Below are 18,531 nucleotides of genomic sequence, written 5' to 3'. Positions count from 1 at the left end.
GATGCAGTTTGAGGAAAACTGGCTTGCGGCTCAGGCCCATCAAGCCCGTTCATGATCTCGGTTATGGGATACGGAATCCAGGGGCAAGGTCAAAGCATCTTCCAAATAAGCTTCGCAAAATAGCGTGGTCAAAGAACTAAATATTTTGCATGATTTGGGATGAGGTAGTAATCCGACCTGAGATCAAAGCGCAGTTTGCTATATTTTCAATAGCTGCTTGCGCTCGTAGTCATTGCGCAAGAACCTGTTTTCATCCCTAAACCAGTCCCTCAGAACTTCGGCATGCCTTTCATGCCACCCATGCGCTTCATCATCTTCATCATGCCGCTGCCCTTCATCTTTTTCATCATGCCCTGCATCTGGTCAAACTCATTGAGCAGGCGGTTGACTTCCTGAACGTGCACGCCTGAACCGTTGGCGATGCGGCGTTTGCGCGTGGCCTTGATGAGGTCGGGCTTGCGGCGCTCCAGCGGCGTCATGCTCAAAATAATGGCTTCCTTGCGCTTCATGTCTTTTTCGGCCTTGTCCATGTCCACCTGCCCGGCCTTGGCGGCCATTTGCGCCGGCAGCTTGTCCATCAAGCTGCTCAAGCCGCCCATGCTTTTCATCTGCTGGAGCTGGCTCAGGAAGTCGTTCAAATCAAAACCGTCGCCGGACTTGATCTTGGCGGCGAGCTTTTGCGCCTCGGCCATGTTGACGCCCGAGGCCATTTGCTCGACCAGCGCGACGATGTCGCCCATGCCCAGGATGCGGCCGGCGTGGCGCTCGGCGTCGAACACCTCCAGGCCGTCGATTTTTTCGCTGGTGCCCGAGAACTTGATGGGCGCGCCGGTGATCTGGCGCACCGACAGCGCCGCGCCGCCGCGCGAGTCGCCGTCGGTCTTGGTCAAAATAATGCCGGTCAGCGGCAGCGCTTCCTTAAAGGCTTTGGCGGTGTTGACCGCGTCCTGGCCCTGCATGGCATCAACCACAAACAGGGTTTCAATCGGCTTCAGGATGGCGTGCAGTTCCTTGATCTCGTTCATCAGGACTTCGTCAATCGCCAGGCGGCCGGCGGTGTCGACCAACAGCACGTCGAAGAAATGCCGCTTGGCATAGTCGAGCGCGGCTCTAGCAATGTCGGCCGGTTTCTGGTCCGGCGTGCTTGGGAACCATTCGGCGCCGGCCTGCTGCGTCACCACTTTCAACTGCTCGATGGCGGCGGGCCGGTACACGTCACCTGAAACGGTCAGCACTTTTTTCTTGCGCTTTTCAATCAGGTGCTTGGCCAGCTTGGCGGTGGTGGTGGTCTTACCCGCGCCCTGCAGGCCGGCCATCAAAATCACCGCTGGCGGCTGCGCAGCCAGGTTGATGTCGCTGACGCCTTCGCCCATGGTGGCGGCGAGTTCCTTGCTGACGATGCCGACCAGCGCCTGGCCGGGTGACAGCGAGCCCATCACCTCCTGGCCCATCGCTTTTTCCTTGACGCGGGCAATGAAGTCACGCACCACGGGCAGGGCCACGTCGGCCTCTAACAGCGCCATGCGCACTTCGCGCAGCATGTCCTGCACGTTGGATTCGGTGATGCGGGCCTGGCCGCGCATTTCCTTGACGAGGCGGGATAACTTGTCGGTAAGGGCTGTAGCCATGAAGTGGAGTCCTGAAAACGGGGGGGGCGAGGCGGGGGTGCCAAAGGCCAGGAAAGACATGGCCAGGCGCTAAACTGTAGGCATGATTTTAGCTTTTAGCGATGGATGGGGTCTTGGGGCGGCGGCAGGCGCGGCAACCGCCTATGTGGCTCTGGCATTGGCGACTTCACGCCTGAGCGAAGGCGCGTTGCGCGGCCTGCTGCTGGTCGCCTGGCTACTGCATGCGCTGACCCTGATTGAGGCGCTGCTGGGCACGCCGCCACGGTTTGGCTTTGCGCCGGCTATTTCGATGACGGTCTGGCTGGTGCTGACGGTGTATGCGGTCGAGCGCCGGCTGTTTCCGCAGCTGCATGCACACTGGGCGCTGGCCGGGCTGGGCAGCGTCGCCGTTATCTTGGCGCTGATTTTTCCGGGCACCAGTTACCACATCATTGCGTCACCCTGGCTGCCTTTGCATTGGGCGCTGGGCATTGCCTCTTACGGCCTGTTTGCGGCGGCCGTCGCGCATGGCTGGCTGATGGTGCGGGCCGAGCGTGCCATCCGGCAAGCCGAGCAAAGCGACACCGGCGTGCCGCTGCTCACGCTGGAACGGCTCACCTTCCGGTTTGTGGAAGCTGGCTTTGTGCTGCTGTCGGCGACTTTGCTGGTGGGCTGGTGGTTTGCCGAAACCTTGTATGGGCCCGGCCTGGCGTGGAAATGGGACCACAAGACGATTTTCTCGCTGCTGGCGTGGGTCACTTTTGCCAGTTTGTTGATCGGCCGCGCACGGCTGGGCTGGCGCGGCCTGAAAGCCATTCGTGTGCTGTACCTGGGCGCGGGCCTGCTGCTGCTGAGCTACGCCGGTTCGCGCTTTGTGCTTGAAGTCATCTTGAGGCGCGCATGAAGTACCTGCTGGTCATCGCTTTGATTCTGGGGGTTTTCTGGCTCTGGCGGCATAACCGGCAGGTCGAAAACAAGGCGCATCAGACGCCGCCTGCAGGCAAAAAGGGCGCACCCGCAAAAGCCCTTACGGAAATGGTGGCCTGCCCTGTCTGCCATGTTCATCTGCCAAAGTCCGAAGCCTTGCCTGGCGGGAAGGGCTTTTATTGCAGCGAGGCACACCGTCGGGAGGCCGAAAGCTAGATGAAGATTCCGCTTTTTTCCCGGCAGGAAGCAGCACACGAACGGTCTGCCCTGCAGGAAACAGAAAACGCATCAGGCTCTTTTGGCCGGCTCTGGAAAGTATTCATGAGCGGCCGCGTGGCCATTGCCGGTGTGCTGGTGATGCTGCAAGTGGCTCTGCAGGCCTTGGGCAACCCTGTCAATCAGTGGAATCTGGTGGTGTGTGGCGCCTATCTGTTGGCTACCCTGGCGGTGTTGCTCTGGGCCCAACCCCGGCCGCCCGGCAGCACTTTTGATGCGCAATGGATTTCCACCATCGGCGTCGACGTGGTGGCGTTTTCGCTGCTTAACTTTTTGCAATACAGCAGCATCAACTACAGCCTTCTTTTTGCGCTGCCGGTAATTTTGGCGTCGATTCTTGGCCCGATATTGCTGGCTTTTGGCACCGCAGCCAGCGTCACACTGCTGCTGCTGGCCGATGCCTGGTGGAGTTCGTTGCAGGGCGCGGGTGATTTCAATGCACGCTGGCTGCAGGCCGGCCTGAGCGGTTCAGGATTTTTTCTGGTGGCCTTGCTGGCCAACCAGCTGGCATTGCGGCTGGCGCGTGAAGAAAAACTCGTCAAGCAAAGCCAGTCTTCGGCCCGCATGCATATTTTGGTCAACGAGATGGTGATTGCCACCTTGTCCGACGGGGTGCTGGTCATGGACGCCAGCGGCATGGTGCTTTCAGCCAACCCGTCTGCCAGACGCTTGCTGGCGGCACAAAACGCTTCGGCCCCCTTCCAGCTGGCTGCGCAGGCCGTCTGGCGGCCCTTGTCGGAGCTGATGCAGCGCACCTTCGAGCTTCGCTCAGAGCAGCAAGCCACCCTCAGCCTGACGCATCCGGACCTCAGCACCCGGCGGCTGCATGTACGCGCGCGCCTGACCGGCTCGCAGGACAGCCTGCATGAAAGCCTGTGCGTGATGTTTCTGGAAGACCTGCGTGAAATGGAAGCCCGTGTGCGGATCGAAAAACTGGCGGCTATGGGGCGTATGTCAGCGGCCGTGGCGCACGAAATCAGGAACCCGCTGGCGGCCATTTCCCAAGCCAACGCGTTGCTCGAAGAAGACATGCACGAAGCGGGCACTCGACAGCTCACGGGCATCATTGGCCAGAACGCCCGGCGTCTGGCCCGCATCGTTGATGAAGTGCTGGACATTTCGCGTGCCCAGCAGCAACTCCCGGCAGCGCAGCCTACCGCCTTGCCGCTTGACGAAGCTGTCTGCCGCATTGCGACCGACTGGGCCTGGCAAAACAACGCCTCGGCACGGCTGCACATCGGCCTTGATGCCGCTGAGGCCACGATCTGCTTTGACGAAGAACACCTGCGCCGCCTGATGGTCAACCTGATGGACAATGCCCTGCGCTATGCCAGCACGTCAGCCCGCGCCATTGAAGTGACGACGCACCTGATGGCACCCGGCCAGGTCAGGCTGGGCATCTGGAGCGACGGCCTGCCGCTTGAAGAAACCGTGCAAAGGCACCTGTTCGAGCCTTTTTTCTCATCCGAGAGCCGCTCCAGCGGTTTGGGTCTTTATATCTGCCGAGAACTGTGCGAACGCTACGGTGCCGTGATCGGTTACCAGCGCGTGCTGAGCGCAGACACGCAAGGCAATGAATTTTTCATCCTGTTCAGGCCTGCCTCACCCCTCATGAGCCCCGGCGTTTCCAGTCCTGACGCCGCACTTGTCTGAATCCATGAACACGCCACAACCCCCTGCCCTGCCCCCCAACATCCTGATCATTGATGACGAGCCGGATTTGCGGACTTTGTACGAGCTGACGCTGCTGCGGCAAGGCTACCGGGTGGAAGCCGCCGGTGACCTGCTGCAGGCCCGTGAGCAACTCAAACTGCACCGCTTTGATGCCGTCATCACCGACATGCGCCTGCCCGACGGCCTCGGGCTTGAACTGCTGCGCGACCTGGTGACGCAGCAGCGCCCCGAACGCTGCGTGGTCATCACCGCCCACGGCTCTGCCGAAAATGCGGTCGAGGCGCTCAAGGCCGGCGCATTTGATTACCTGACCAAACCGGTCGACCTGAAGCAGTTCCGCAGTGTCGTGGCGTCGGCCATCCAGGAAACCAGAAACATGGACCTGGCGGTGGCCCGGAGCGAATCCCGCGCCGCAGTGTCGGGCACGGCAGCCGGCGCAGCAGCCCTCTGCAATCCAGCCCATGCAGCGGTCATCCTGCAAAAACTGGTTGGCGAGTCGCCGGTAATGAAGGCGGTAAAAACGCGTATTGTCAAAGTGGCCGGCAGCATGGCACCGGTGCTGATACGCGGGGAGTCGGGCACCGGCAAGGAACTGGTGGCGCGCGCCGTGCACGGCTGCAGCCACCGCGCGGCAAGCCCCTTTGTCGCAGTCAATTGCAGCGCGATTCCTGAAAACCTGCTCGAATCTGAGTTTTTTGGTGCACGCAAAGGCGCTTACACCGGCTCCACCCATGACCGGCCGGGTTATTTCCAGACCGCCAAAGGCGGAACGCTGTTTCTGGACGAGATTGGCGACTTGCCACTGGCCATGCAGTCCAAGCTGCTGCGTGCCATCCAGGAGCGCACTGTGCGACCCGTAGGCGCACAACAGGAAGACACAGTGGATGTGCGCATCGTCAGCGCCACCCACAAAGACCTGGCAGCAGGGGTCGAGTTGGGTACATTTCGCCAGGATTTGTACTACCGGCTCAATGTGATCGAGATTGCGGTGCCGCCCCTGCGTGACCGGCTTGAGGACTTGCCTGCTCTTTGCAACGCCTTGCTGTCAAGGATCTGCAAGGAATCGAGCCTGGAAGTCCCGGTGCTGAGCGACGCCATGATGGAGCAACTGCGTTCGCTGCCCCTCAACGGCAATGTCAGGGAGCTGGAAAACATCCTGCACCGCGCCGTCGCACTCGGTGAAGACAGCCTGTTGCACCTCGGCCTGCCTACCGATACGCCGCCCGACACCTCCGTGGCCGTGCCGGAAAATCTGCAAAATTTCCTGGACCAGCAGGAACGCAACATCCTGACCAAGGTATTGCAGGAAACCGGGTTTAACCGCACCGCCGCCGCCGCCAAGCTCGGCCTGAGCCTGCGCCAGATCCGCTACCGCATTGCCCGCCTCGGTATTGCCACGCCCGGCAATGATGAGTCGGCAGAAACGCTTGATGACCTTGCCTGAACACGCTGCATTGCCGGTTGATGGTGCCTTGTGGCAGGACGGCTGGTATCGCCATGCGCGCGTGCTGGCATCGCCCAACTGCAATCCACGCCCTGAAGGCGCGCTGATTGATCTGGTCGTCATCCATTCGATCAGCCTGCCGCCCGGTGAATTTGGCAACGGCAACGTGCAAAGGCTGTTCACCAACCAGCTCGACTGGGACGCGCACCCCTACTTTCAGGGTCTGTGCGGCCTGAAGGTGTCGTCACACTTTTTCATCAGTCGCAACGGCGCGCTGTGGCAATTTGTGGCCTGCGGTGACCGTGCCTGGCACGCCGGTGAATCGGTCTACCGTGGACGCAGTCAATGCAATGACGACTCCATCGGCATTGAACTTGAAGGGCTGGAAGGCAACACCTTTGAATCGCCCCAGTACGAAACTCTGTGCAGTTTGTGCGCAGCACTGGTCCAGCGCTACCCTATCAGCCATATTGCCGGACACGAACATATTGCGCCAGGCCGAAAAAATGATCCCGGCCAGGGCTTTGACTGGGTTTTGTTACAAAATTCATTGGCCTTGCCCGACCGGTATTTCCCCATCGCAGACTGCAAAAAACAGGGAATTTAGCCGTTTTATCCAGCGGTCTTTTCAACTGAATCAGCGCTTCAGCCGTTCGCAAACCCAGTGTCTGCGGGGCTTTGCAGGCAAAATCCTTCGGCAAGCCGCGCCAGTGCTTCGCCGGCCTGTCAAAAGCCTTGTTCCGTCAAGGCGCGGCGCTTGTTGGCAGATGAATGTCGGTACGCCGTGGCGCGGGGGCGTAATAAGAATGCGCTTACCCATAACCCGCCCGCAAGTCGGCGATACACTACCTGTAGTGGCTTGAACCACTTGAAACACTAGATATAGTGTCTCCGCATCAGCCAGCCTGGTGTAATTGCAGAATCCGCAATAAAGAATAAATGCACGCGCCCGGAGCCAAGCCTTCACCAGAAGCAAATTGGCGCTGGCCCCCAGACCCGCTGTCACGCACAGCAAAACTCAAGAGGAAAACATGCAAACAGCACTTTATGCCGTGCCCCTTCCGTCCGGCGTTCCGGCCCACAACGCTGCAGAGGGCAACGTCCCGACTGCCGCTGACGCACTCGCCCATTACCAGATCATTCGCCGCAACGGCTCGGTCGTGGCGTTCGAGCCGCACAAGATCGCCGTTGCCATGATGAAGGCTTTTCTGGCCGTTCACGGCACGCAAGGTGCCGCATCGGCCAGCGTACGCGAAACCGTCGACACCCTGACCCAGGCCGTCGTCCGCGCGTTGATGCGCTCACGCCCCAGCGGCGGCACGTTTCACATTGAAGACGTGCAAGACCAGGTCGAACTCGGCCTGATGCGCGGCGGTCACCATGAAATTGCCCGCGCCTATGTCCTTTACCGCGAAAAGCACAACCAGGAACGCGCCAAACAGCTGCAAGCACAAGCGCCCGCAGCACCGCTGCTGCATGTCACCGATGGGGGGAAAAGAGTCGCGCTGGACATCCGCAACCTGCAAGCCTTGATCGAAGCTTCATGCGCCAACCTGGGCGCCGATATCAAGCCCGATCCGATTGTTTCGGAGACCATGCGCAACCTGTACGACGGCGTGCCCATCGAAGAGGTTTACAAGGCGTCCATCCTGGCGGCCCGCACGCTGATCGAAAAAGACCCCGACTACACCTACGCCACCGCGCGCCTGCTGCTGCACACCATCCGCAAGGAAGTCCTGGGCGAGGAAATCAGCCACGAAGCCATGGCCAGCCGTTATGTCACGTATTTCCCGGAATTTATCGCCAAGGGCGTGAAGAACGAGTTGCTCGACGAAAAACTGCAGCAGTTCGATCTGGCCCGCCTGGGCGCGGCGCTCAAGCCCGAGCGCGACTTGAAGTTTGACTACCTCGGCCTGCAGACGCTGTTTGACCGCTATTTTCTGCACGTGCGCAAGCAGCGTATCGAGCTGCCGCAGGCGTTTTTCATGCGCGTGGCCATGGGCCTGTCGCTCAATGAGCAAAACCGTGAAGAGCGCGCCATTGAGTTCTACGAAATCCTGTCGTCGTTCGACTTCATGTCAAGCACACCGACACTGTTCAACGCCGGCACGCTGCGCTCGCAGCTGTCGTCGTGTTACCTGACCACGGTGGCCGACGACCTGGGCGGCATCTACGACGCCATCAAGGAAAACGCACTGCTGTCCAAATTTGCCGGTGGCTTGGGCAATGACTGGACGCCAGTGCGCGCCATGGGCGCCCACATCAAGGGCACCAACGGCGAATCGCAAGGCGTCGTGCCTTTCCTGAAAGTCGTCAACGACACCGCCGTGGCGGTCAACCAGGGCGGCAAGCGCAAGGGCGCGGTCTGTGCTTACCTGGAAACCTGGCACCTCGACATCGAAGAATTCCTGGAGTTGCGCAAGAACACCGGCGACGACCGCCGCCGCACGCACGACATGAACACGTCGAACTGGATTCCCGATCTGTTCATGCGCCGCGTCATGGAAAAAGGCAGCTGGACGCTGTTCTCGCCGTCGGACACGCCTGATTTGCATGACCTGTATGGCCAAGACTTTGAAAAGGCCTACGTGGCCTATGAGGCGCGCGCCGAGCGCGGCGAATTGAAGCCGTCACGCAAGTTGGTAGCTACCGATCTGTGGCGCAAGATGCTGTCGATGCTGTTCGAGACCGGCCACCCGTGGATCACCTTCAAGGACGCCTGCAACATCCGCTCGCCGCAGCAGCATGCTGGTGTGGTGCATTCGTCCAACCTGTGCACCGAAATCACGCTCAACACCAGCGCGACTGAAACCGCCGTCTGCAACCTGGGCTCGATCAATCTGGTTCAACACCTGAAAAACGGCGCGCTCGACCACGACAAGCTGAAGAAAACCATCACCACGGCCATGCGCATGCTGGACAACGTGATTGACATCAACTACTACGCCGTTGAAAAGGCCCGCCATTCCAACCTGCAGCACCGCCCCGTCGGTCTGGGCCTGATGGGTTTCCAGGACTGCCTGTACGAGTTGCGCGTGCCTTACGCCTCGCAGGCCGCCGTTGCGTTTGCCGACACGTCGATGGAAGCCATCTGCTACCACGCCTACTGGGCATCGACCGAGCTGGCCAAAGAGCGCGGCCAGTACAGCAGCTACAAAGGCTCGCTGTGGGATCAGGGCATCTTGCCGCTGGACACGCTGGACATGCTGGCCAAAGAGCGCGGTGGCTATGTGGAAGTTGACCGCTCCAGCACACTGGATTGGGAAGTCTTGCGCCAGAAAATCGCCCAGGACGGCATGCGCAATTCCAACTGCGTGGCCATTGCACCGACTGCGACCATCTCCAACATCATTGGCGTCGATGCCTGCATCGAGCCGTGCTTTGGCAACCTCTCGGTCAAGTCCAACCTGTCGGGCGAATTCACCATCATCAACGGCTACCTGGTGCGCGACCTCAAGCGCCTGGGCCTGTGGGACGATGTGATGGTGGTTGACCTGAAGCACTTTGACGGCTCGCTGCGCCCCATCGACCGCGTGCCACAAGAGATCAAGTCGCTCTACGCAACCGCGTTTGAAATCGAAACCTCGTGGATCATTGAAGCCGGCGCACGTCGCCAGAAGTGGATTGACCAGGCACAGTCGCTCAACATCTACATGGCCGGCGCTTCGGGCAAAAAGCTTGATGAAACCTACAAGCTGGCCTGGCTGCGCGGCCTGAAAACCACGTACTACCTGCGCACCCAGAGTGCCACGCACGCCGAGAAATCGACCGTGCAAGCCGGCAAGATGAACGCCGTTTCGTCCGGCCCGCAAGCACCCGCAGGCATGAGCGCGCTGGAGCAAGCCGCAGCCGCCGCGCAGGCCCAGATGAACGCCATCCCCGCGACCGACATCAAGTTCTGCGCCATCGACGATCCGGGCTGCGAGGCCTGCCAGTAAGCAAAAAACCAGCGAATCGCGCCGTGCAACAACAGGGCCCGATTCGCTGTCGTTTCAGGCTGAATCCTGAGGCAAGCGAACAACAAAATTCAGGGCGATGGGAATGAACACTTTTCATTTTTCATCGCCGCTTTCATAATCATCAACTATTGGAATTTTCTATGTTGACCTGGGACGAAGAAGTCACACCCGCTCTGCACCCCGAACTCCCCAGCGACCTGTCCGCCAGCCGCTCAGCGGACTTCCCGCCTCTGCCTTTTGCGCCGTCGCCTGCCGTCCATGACGTCGCAGCGCCCGCTGCCGTCGCCAAGCGCGTCAAAGCCTCCGACAAACGCATCATCAACGGCCAGACCGACGTCAACCAGCTGGTGCCGTTCAAGTACAAATGGGCCTGGGAAAAATACCTGGCCAGCTGCGCCAACCACTGGATGCCGCAAGAAGTCAACATGACGCGTGACATCGCGCTGTGGAAAGACCCGAACGGCCTCACTGACGACGAGCGCCGCCTGGTCATGCGCAACCTGGGGTTTTTTGTGACGGCTGATTCACTCGCCGCCAACAATATCGTGTTGGGCACTTACCGCCACATCACCGCGCCCGAATGCCGCCAGTTCTTGCTGCGCCAGGCTTTTGAAGAAGCCATCCACACCCACGCCTACCAGTACATCACCGAGTCGCTGGGCCTGGACGAAGGCGAGATCTTCAACGCCTACAACGAAGTGCAATCCATCAAGGACAAAGACCAGTTCCTGATCCCGTTCATTGAAGCGATTTCCGATCCCACTTTCAAAACCGGCACCCCGGAAGCCGACCAGACGCTGCTCAAGTCGCTGATCGTGTTTGCCTGCTTGATGGAAGGCCTGTTCTTCTACGTCGGCTTCACGCAAATTTTGGCGCTCGGTCGGCAAAACAAGATGACTGGCGCAGCCGAGCAATACCAGTACATCCTGCGCGACGAGTCGATGCACTGCAATTTTGGCATTGACCTGATCAACCAGCTCAAACTGGAAAACCCGCACCTCTGGACGCCCGAGTTCAAGGCCGAGATCAATGCGCTGTTCATGCAGGCCGTCGAACTCGAATACCGCTACGCCGAAGACACCATGCCACGCGGCGTACTGGGCCTGAATGCGTCTATGTTCAAGGGCTATTTACGCTACATTGCCAATCGCCGCGCCACGCAAATCGGACTTGAAACTCTCTTCCCGAACGAAGAGAATCCATTTCCGTGGATGAGCGAAATGATTGACCTGAAAAAAGAGCGTAATTTCTTTGAAACCCGTGTGATTGAGTATCAGTCTGGCGGCGCCCTTTCCTGGGACTGACCCCGCAAGATTGACAAAAAGCACAAGGCCGACATCACAATGATTTTTAGATTCGCAACGCCCCCTGCCTGCACTTCCCAGTGTGCATGGAGCGTTGTTCCTGCATTCGCACTTAATCCCTGCGAAGTGCTTTTTGCAACCTGATCGAGGAGAACACCATGGCAACTGCGAAAAAACCAGCGGCAAAAAAAGCCGCTCCTGCGAAAGCAGCTGTGAAACCAGTCAGCGCAACGGCAGCGCCTGCTGAAAAAGCAGCGACCCCCAAGCCAACGGCCAAAGAAGCGGCGGCAAAAGCCCCGTCCAAGGCACCTGCTCAAAAAGCGCCCGCCAAAAAAGCAGCGACTGAAAAAGCAGCGGTCAAAGCACCCGCCGTGAAAAAAGTCGCGGCCAAAAAAGCGGCCGTAACGCCAGCAGTTGCTGAGAAGCCAGCCGCTGCAACACCTGCAGTCAAGGAAGTCGCCGCCAAAAAGGCCCCGGCCAAAAAATCGGCCACCGCACCCGCCAAAAAAGCTGTTGCTGAAAAGCCTGCCGCTTCCAAGCCAGTCGCCAAAGAAGCAGCCGCCCCCAAAACAGCTGCAAAAAAAGCCGAGACACAAACCGCTGACAGCGCCAAAGCCGTAAAAAAGCCCGCAGCCAAGAAAGCCGCCAAAGTCGAAAAAGCGGACAAAAAACCAGCTACCAAAGCGCCTGCAACGCCCTCCACCCCGACCGCTCAGACAACCCTCAGTCCCAAAGCTTCGTGGCCTTTCCCAAAAGGAACCAAGCCTTAATACGGCTTGCCCCTAAGCTCGCCAAAGCCCGATGTCGCAAGATATCGGGCTTTTTTCATTCGCGCTGTTCCAAAACAAAGCATCCGCGTTGCCAGCGGCGCACTTCAGATTGCTCTGAGAATGAAATTTACCCTCCGCTCTGAAGGTTGCGCACCGGGCAAATCTTGATTTTTAAGCCTTTTAGCCCTCTTGCGCACGGCGGACGGGCGCAAGCAGCTACTGATTTAATAGCAAAGTCACTTATCTAACGCGTGCCAGCACACTCGCCAGCGCCTTGCCGGTCGGCGTTCCCAGCGCTACCACCGCTTCCGGCGGTGCGGACGCGACGACCAGGCCGCCGGCATTGCCGCCGTCCGGCCCCAGGTCAATCACCCAGTCGGCTTCGGCGATGACGTCGAGGTCGTGCTCGATGACGATCACGCTGTGCCCGCCGTTCACCAGCCGGTGCAGTACATGGATCAGCTTTTCCACGTCGGCCATGTGCAGCCCGACGGTCGGCTCGTCGAGCACATACAGCGTGTGCGGCGCTTTCTGGCCGCGCCGGGTGATGTCGTCGCGCACCTTTGACAGTTCGGTCACCAGCTTGATGCGCTGCGCCTCGCCGCCCGACAGCGTGGGCGACGGCTGGCCGAGCGTGAGGTAGCCCAAGCCCACGTCTTTCAGCAATTGCAGCGGATGGCCGATGGCCGGCATGGAGGCGAAAAAATCCACCGCCTCATCGACTTCCATCTTCAGCACGTCGCCGATGCTTTTGCCGCGCCAGGTGACAGCCAGCGTCTCGGGGTTGAAGCGGGCACCGTGGCAGGTTTCGCACAGCACCTTCACGTCGGGCAGAAAGCTCATGCCGATGGTGCGAACGCCCGCGCCTTCGCAGGTCGGGCAGCGGCCTTCGCCGGTGTTGAACGAAAAGCGCCCGGCCGCGTAGCCACGGGCGCGCGCTTCGAGCGTGTCGGCGAATAGCTTGCGCACCGTGTCCCAGAAGCCGATGTAGGTTGCCGGGCAGGAGCGCGGGGTCTTGCCGATGGGCGTCTGATCGACCTCCAGCACGCGGTCCACGACGCGGTAGCCTTCGATGCGCTCGCAGCCGATCCAGGCCGGGTGTTTTCCGGCGTCGTCGGCTTCGCGGCCGGCCTTGGTCGAGCGCAGCGAAACGCCGGCGTGAACGTTGGTCAGCAGCACGTCGCGCGCCAGTGTGGATTTGCCCGAGCCCGAGACGCCGGTGACCGCGACCAGTCGGTACAGCGGGACGTCAACCGAGACGTTTTTCAGGTTGTGCAGGCTGGCGTTTTCGACTTTCAGCCAGGAGGTGTATTCGCTGGCAGCGGCAGGGGCGGCGTTGTGCAGGGCGCTGGCTGTGGCGGCGGCGGCTTTGAGGGCTGCAGCTTTCAGGGCGGCCTGCTTGGCTTTGCTGAGGGGTTTGGCCGGGGGCGGGGTGCCCTCACCCCTGCCCTCTCCCTGAGGGAGAGGGAGTAAGTCGGGCGCGCGCGCTGGATCACCGCTGCTGGCTTGCATTTCGCTCCCTTGCCCCTCCGGGGTGAGGGGCAGCTTCGTCACGCGCCGCGCATGCAGCGGGTGAATCAGCGGATTCGCCAGATAACGCCCGGTCAGCGATTCCGGGACGGCGGACAGCTGCGCCGCTGTGCCTTGCGCCACCAGTTGCCCGCCGCGCTTGCCCGCGCCGGGGCCGATGTCGATGATGTTGTCGGCGCGACGAATCGTGTCTTCGTCGTGCTCCACCACCACCAGCGTGTTGCCGCGCTCGCTGAGCTTGCTCAAAGCACCGAGCAAAATCTGGTTGTCGCGCGGATGCAGGCCGATGGTCGGCTCGTCCAGCACGTAGCAGACACCCTGCAAATTGGAGCCCAACTGCGCCGCCAGCCGGATGCGCTGGGCCTCGCCGCCCGACAGCGTGGGCGCGCCCCGGTCGAGCGTGAGGTAGCCCAGTCCAACATCTTCCAGGAATTCGAGCCGGCTTTTGATCTCGGGAATCAGGTCTCTAGCAATGCCGGCTTCGCGGCCGGTCAGCGCCAGCGTGTCCACCCAGGCGCGGATGTCGGTGACGCTCAGGCGGGCGATGGCGGTGATCGGCCAGCCTTGGCTTGCGCTGCCATCCAATACCCAGCTTTGATGCTCAAAACCGGTTTTAGCGCTTGTTGCACCTGCGCTGGCAGCTATCGTTTTTGAATAACCCGCGCCGAAAAGTACGGCACGCGCCGTGGCATTGAGCCGCGTGCCCGCACAGCCCGGGCAAACCGCATCCAGCACGTCGTCGACCTCGGGCTCGCCGAAGGTCTGTTCGCGGCCCTTGTTCTCGTCGGTGTTCAGCACCGAATCGTCGAAGGCCTGGCGCTGGTCTTTCGTCAGCTTGACGCCAGTGCCAACGCAGTCCGGGCACCAGCCGTGCTTGCTGTTGTAGCTGAACAGGCGCGGGTCGAGTTCGGGATAAGACGTGGAGCAGACCGGGCAGGCGCGGCGCGTCGAAAAAGCGTCGATGCGGCCAATTTTCTGCGTGCTGCTGCCTGACTGCATCGCATCCGCCAGCCCGTCAAGCGGCGCCAGCACATGCACCACGCCTTTGCCATGCTCCAGCGCGGTGGCCAGCGCAGCGCGTAGTTCGGCCTCGTTGTCAGGCGTGACGTGAATGTCGGCAATCGGCAACTCGACCGTGTGCTCCTTGAAGCGGTCGATGCGCGGAAACTTCGTGGTCGGCAAAAACTCGCCATCGACGCGCAAGTGGGTGTAGCCGCGTGGCCGCGCCCAGTCGGCCAGCTCGGTGTAGACGCCCTTGCGGTTCATCACCAGCGGGGCCAGCAGGCCGATGTGCTGACCACGATAGCTTTTCAGCAACTGCGCGGCAATGCTTTCCGGACTCTGCGGCATGACCGCCGCGCCGTCCTTCACGCAATGCTGGATGCCCAGCTTGACGTACAGCAGGCGCAAAAAGTGCCACACCTCGGTGGTCGTGCCGACGGTGGACTTGCGCCCGCCACGCGACAGCCGCTGCTCGATCGCCACGGTTGGCGGAATGCCATAGACCGCATCGACTTCGGGCCGGCCGGCCGGCTGCACGATGCTGCGCGCGTAGGCATTGAGCGATTCGAGATAGCGGCGCTGGCCTTCGTTGAACAAAATGTCGAAGGCCAATGTCGATTTGCCCGAGCCGCTGACGCCGGTCACCACGTTGAACTTGCCGCGTGGAATGTCGACCGACAGGCTTTTGAGGTTGTTTTCTTTGGCGTTGACGATCTGGATCAGGTTGGAGAACGCGGGCCGTGTCTTCCAGGCCCGGGGCCGCTGCTCCTCGACCTGGTGCGTCTGGTTCATGGTCAGTTCGTACTCGCGCAGCGCCAGCGCGGTGTGCGACGTGGGGTGCTGGCGAACGGTTTCCGGCGGCCCTTCGGCAACCAGCAGGCCGCCGCCCTCGCCGCCTTCGGGGCCGAGGTCGATCAGCCAGTCGGCCGAGCGGATCACGTCCAGGTTGTGCTCGATGACGATCAGCGAATGGCCAGCTTCCAGCAACCGGCGCAGCGCGCGCATGAGCTTGGCAATGTCGTCGAAATGCAGGCCGGTGGTCGGCTCGTCGAACAAAAACAGCGTGCCGCGATGTGGGCGCATCAGCGCCAGCCCCTGCCGGCTCAGGCTGGGTTTGGCCGCCGACTTGCTGGCACCGGCCAGGAAACCCGCGAGCTTGAGCCGCTGGGCTTCGCCGCCTGACAGCGTGGGCACCGGCTGGCCGAGCTTGACGTATTCCAGCCCCACATCAACGATGGGCTGCAGGGCGCGCATGACCTCGCGGTCCTGCGCGAACAACTGCACCGCCTCGCTGACCGTCAGGTCAAGCACATCGGCCACGTTCAGCAGCCGGGGCATCAGCTGGCCAATGGCTTTTCGCTCGATGGTGACTTCAAGGATTTCGGGCCGGTAGCGCTTGCCGTCGCAGTCGGGGCAGCGCAGGTACACGTCGCTCAGGAACTGCATCTCGACATGCTCGAAGCCCGAGCCACCACAGGTCGGGCAGCGACCGTCGCCGTTGTTGAAGCTGAATTTGGACGCGGTGTAGCTGCGCTGCCGGGACAGCGGCGACTGCGCAAACAGCTCGCGCACGGCGTCCCAGGCGCCGACATAGCTGGCCGGGTTGGAGCGCGCGGTCTTGCCAATCGGCGACTGGTCCACAAACACCACGTCCGTCAGGTGGTCGGCGCCCAGGAGGCTGTCATGCAGCCCCGGCGTTTCAGTCGCCTTGCCGAACTGGCGCAGCAGCGCGGGCGCGACGATGTCCTGCATCAGCGTCGATTTGCCGGAACCGCTGACGCCGGTCACGCAAACCAGGCGCTGCAACGGAAACGCGATGGTCAGGTTTTGCAGATTATGGTCGCGCGCGCCTTCCAGAATCAGGCGCGGCGTGCTGTCGGTCACGGCGCGTTTCAGCCCCATGCCGACCTGCTTGCGCCCACCCAGATAAGCGCCGGTCAGCGTGTCGGCATGCCGGACGTCTTCGGGCGGACCGTCGAACACGATCTGGCCGCCCCGCTCGCCCGGCCCCGGCCCCATGTCAATCATGCGGTCGGCGGCCAGCATGACGGCCGGGTCGTGTTCGACCACGACCAGCGTGTTGCCGGCGTCCACCAGCCGGCGCATGGCCTGCGTGATGCGGTTCATGTCGCGCGGGTGCAGGCCGATGGACGGCTCGTCAAGCACAAACAGCGTGTTGACCAGCGAAGTACCGAGTGCGGTCGTCAGGTTGATGCGCTGCACCTCGCCGCCCGACAGTGTGCGGCTCTGGCGGTCGAGCGTCAGGTAGCCAATGCCGACGTCGCAAAGGTATTTCAGCCGGGTCTGGATTTCCTCGAACAGCGACTTGAGCGCTTTTTGCTCGGCATCAATGCCCTCGGCGGTCAGCGACAGGCTGCCGGAGAATTTTTGCAGCCGGTCAATCGGCAGCCGCATCAGGTCATGGAGGCACAGCCCGGGCATGGCTTCAAGCTGCGCGCGTGTCCATTGCACGCCAACCGGCATGAAACGCTCGGCGGGCGGCAACACCGCATCGGCGGCTTCTTTCGTGCCCAGCCGCCATTGCAGCGATTCGAGCTTGAGGCGCGCGCCGCCGCAGGTCTCGCAGGTGGTGTAGCTGCGGTACTTGGACAGCAACACCCGGATGTGCATCTTGTAGGCCTTGCTTTCCAGGTAGGCAAAAAAGCGCTTGATGCCGAACCAGTGCTTTTCCCATTTGCCGCGCCAAGCCGGCGAGCCGTTGATGACCCAGGCCTGCTGCTCCGGCGTGAGCTTGTACCAGGGCGTGTCGCGCGGAATGCCTTCGGCCTCGGCGTGGCGCATCAAGTCGTCCTGCGCTTCCTTCCAAGCCGGCGTCTGCATGACCTTGATGGCACCGGCGCGCAGCGTGAGCTTGTCGTTCGGTATCACCAGCCCGTAATCAACCCCAATCACGCGGCCAAAGCCCTTGCAGGTTTCGCACGCGCCCATCGCTGAATTGAAGGAAAACAGCGATGGCGTGGGCTCGGTGTAACGCAGGTCGCTGTCCGGGCAATGCAAACCCGTCGAAAAACGCCACATCTCCTCGGCGACACCTTCCTCGCCGTTCTGGACATAGACATTCAGCCGGCCACCGCGTTTCAGCGCCGTTTCAATCGCCTCGATGGCGCGGATTTTTTCGGTGATGTGCAGGCGAAAGCGGTCGGCCACCACGTCGAGCAGCTTGTGCGGCCCGGCGGGCGTGGCCACTTCGCGTTCCGCATGGACACGGGTGAAGCCGCTGGCCGACAGCCACTGTTCGATTTCTTCGGCGCTGGTGTTGCCGGGCAGCTCGACCGGAAAGGTCATGATGACGCGCGGGTCGCTGCCCTCGGTGCGCGCCATCAGTTCGGCATAGATGGATTCGGGGGTATCGTGCCGCACCGCCTGCGCGGTCTGTCGGTCGAACAGCTGCGCGGCCCGGGCATAGAGCAGCTTCAGATGGTCGTTGAGTTCCGTCATCGTGCCGACGGTCGAGCGCGACGAGCGCACCGGATTGGTCTGGTCAATGGCAATCGCCGGCGGCACGCCTTCGACCTTGTCCACCGCCGGCTTGTCCATGCGGTCCAGGAACTGGCGGGCATAGGCCGAGAAGGTTTCCACATAGCGGCGCTGGCCTTCGGCAAACAGCGTGTCGAACACCAGACTGGACTTGCCCGAGCCGCTCGGGCCGGTCACCACCGTCAACTCATTGGTGCGAATGTCGAGGTCAATATTTTTGAGATTGTGCTGGCGTGCGCCGCGAATGCGGATGGTTCCCTGGGTCATGAGGTGGGGTCTTTCCTGAAGAGGTCGGACATTCTAGGCAGCGGCCCTGCGGATGCGGCTTGTGGGGTTAAAGGGGGTTTGAAGAACGCAGAGGGAATAATGTAGCTATTCACATACGGACTTACCTCAATAGCATTTAGATACATTCATGGGTACCCTATTGCCCCAACTTCCTCTCAAAGTGACCTTGCCCCCAGAAAACGTATCCCTTGCTGAGTGGTTCAATTCAGACAAGGAAAACGAAAATGACAAAGACATCAAGGGCCAAGTACA

Annotated in this window: 10 protein-coding genes; 8 read left to right on the top strand and 2 right to left on the bottom strand. The window is 61.2% G+C overall.

Going from position 1 to position 18,531, the window contains the following annotated elements; translation table 11 throughout:
* Positions 1-269 precede the first annotated feature (269 nt).
* Entirely contained in the window at positions 270-1,628 is a 1,359-nt protein-coding gene (ffh, locus tag RCH06_RS16880) for a signal recognition particle protein (RefSeq protein WP_327082627.1), read from the bottom strand.
* A gap of 82 nt (positions 1,629-1,710) precedes the next feature.
* Here ffh and RCH06_RS16875 point away from each other — a divergent pair, with 82 nt between their 5' ends.
* From RCH06_RS16875 to RCH06_RS16840, 8 genes are all read left to right on the top strand, one after another.
* Positions 1,711-2,511: a cytochrome C assembly family protein gene (locus tag RCH06_RS16875; protein WP_327082626.1), complete on the top strand. Its 801-nt coding sequence runs from the start codon at positions 1,711-1,713 to the stop codon at positions 2,509-2,511.
* Positions 2,508-2,750 carry a PP0621 family protein gene (locus RCH06_RS16870; RefSeq protein ID WP_327082625.1) on the top strand — a complete coding sequence of 81 codons (243 nt, stop codon included), beginning with the start codon at positions 2,508-2,510 and terminating at the stop codon, positions 2,748-2,750. The genes RCH06_RS16875 and RCH06_RS16870 overlap by 4 nt, the downstream gene beginning before the upstream one ends.
* Positions 2,751-4,463 carry a sensor histidine kinase gene (locus RCH06_RS16865; RefSeq protein ID WP_327082624.1) on the top strand — a complete coding sequence of 571 codons (1,713 nt, stop codon included), beginning with the start codon at positions 2,751-2,753 and terminating at the stop codon, positions 4,461-4,463.
* Positions 4,464-4,467: 4 nt separating this feature from the next.
* A complete protein-coding gene (locus RCH06_RS16860) occupies positions 4,468-5,928 on the top strand; it encodes a sigma-54-dependent transcriptional regulator (protein ID WP_327082623.1) in 1,461 nt (486 codons plus the stop codon).
* Positions 5,915-6,535, top strand: coding sequence for a 1,6-anhydro-N-acetylmuramyl-L-alanine amidase AmpD (gene ampD / locus RCH06_RS16855; protein ID WP_327082622.1), 621 nt, complete (start codon positions 5,915-5,917; stop codon positions 6,533-6,535). The genes RCH06_RS16860 and ampD overlap by 14 nt, the downstream gene beginning before the upstream one ends.
* A 424-nt stretch (positions 6,536-6,959) precedes the next feature.
* Positions 6,960-9,866, top strand: a complete 2,907-nt coding sequence (locus tag RCH06_RS16850; RefSeq protein WP_327082621.1) for a ribonucleoside-diphosphate reductase subunit alpha — start codon at positions 6,960-6,962, stop codon at positions 9,864-9,866.
* Between the two features lie 161 nt (positions 9,867-10,027).
* The gene (locus tag RCH06_RS16845) at positions 10,028-11,191 is read left to right on the top strand and encodes a ribonucleotide-diphosphate reductase subunit beta (protein WP_327082620.1); all 1,164 of its coding nucleotides are present in this window, start codon (positions 10,028-10,030) and stop codon (positions 11,189-11,191) included.
* Positions 11,192-11,349: 158 nt separating this feature from the next.
* Positions 11,350-11,961 carry a histone gene (locus RCH06_RS16840; RefSeq protein ID WP_327082619.1) on the top strand — a complete coding sequence of 204 codons (612 nt, stop codon included), beginning with the start codon at positions 11,350-11,352 and terminating at the stop codon, positions 11,959-11,961.
* Positions 11,962-12,201: 240 nt separating this feature from the next.
* On the opposite strand, the gene uvrA is transcribed toward RCH06_RS16840, so the two are convergent.
* Positions 12,202-18,258, bottom strand: coding sequence for an excinuclease ABC subunit UvrA (uvrA, locus tag RCH06_RS16835; protein ID WP_327082618.1), 6,057 nt, complete (start codon positions 18,256-18,258; stop codon positions 12,202-12,204).
* Positions 18,259-18,531: the final 273 nt, after the last annotated feature.

This window comes from Polaromonas sp. CG_9.5 (genome assembly GCF_035984465.1).
Classification (GTDB): Bacteria; Pseudomonadota; Gammaproteobacteria; order Burkholderiales; family Burkholderiaceae_C; genus Polaromonas.
This window is presented reverse-complemented; position numbering and strand designations above follow the sequence as displayed.

Coding starts and splice junctions, on each gene's coding strand:
- ffh (WP_327082627.1), bottom strand. CDS start 1,628: ATGGCTACAGCCCTTACCGACAAGTTATCCCGCCTCGTCAAGGAAATG.
- RCH06_RS16875 (WP_327082626.1), top strand. CDS start 1,711: ATGATTTTAGCTTTTAGCGATGGATGGGGTCTTGGGGCGGCGGCAGGC.
- RCH06_RS16870 (WP_327082625.1), top strand. CDS start 2,508: ATGAAGTACCTGCTGGTCATCGCTTTGATTCTGGGGGTTTTCTGGCTC.
- RCH06_RS16865 (WP_327082624.1), top strand. CDS start 2,751: ATGAAGATTCCGCTTTTTTCCCGGCAGGAAGCAGCACACGAACGGTCT.
- RCH06_RS16860 (WP_327082623.1), top strand. CDS start 4,468: ATGAACACGCCACAACCCCCTGCCCTGCCCCCCAACATCCTGATCATT.
- ampD (WP_327082622.1), top strand. CDS start 5,915: ATGACCTTGCCTGAACACGCTGCATTGCCGGTTGATGGTGCCTTGTGG.
- RCH06_RS16850 (WP_327082621.1), top strand. CDS start 6,960: ATGCAAACAGCACTTTATGCCGTGCCCCTTCCGTCCGGCGTTCCGGCC.
- RCH06_RS16845 (WP_327082620.1), top strand. CDS start 10,028: ATGTTGACCTGGGACGAAGAAGTCACACCCGCTCTGCACCCCGAACTC.
- RCH06_RS16840 (WP_327082619.1), top strand. CDS start 11,350: ATGGCAACTGCGAAAAAACCAGCGGCAAAAAAAGCCGCTCCTGCGAAA.
- uvrA (WP_327082618.1), bottom strand. CDS start 18,258: ATGACCCAGGGAACCATCCGCATTCGCGGCGCACGCCAGCACAATCTC.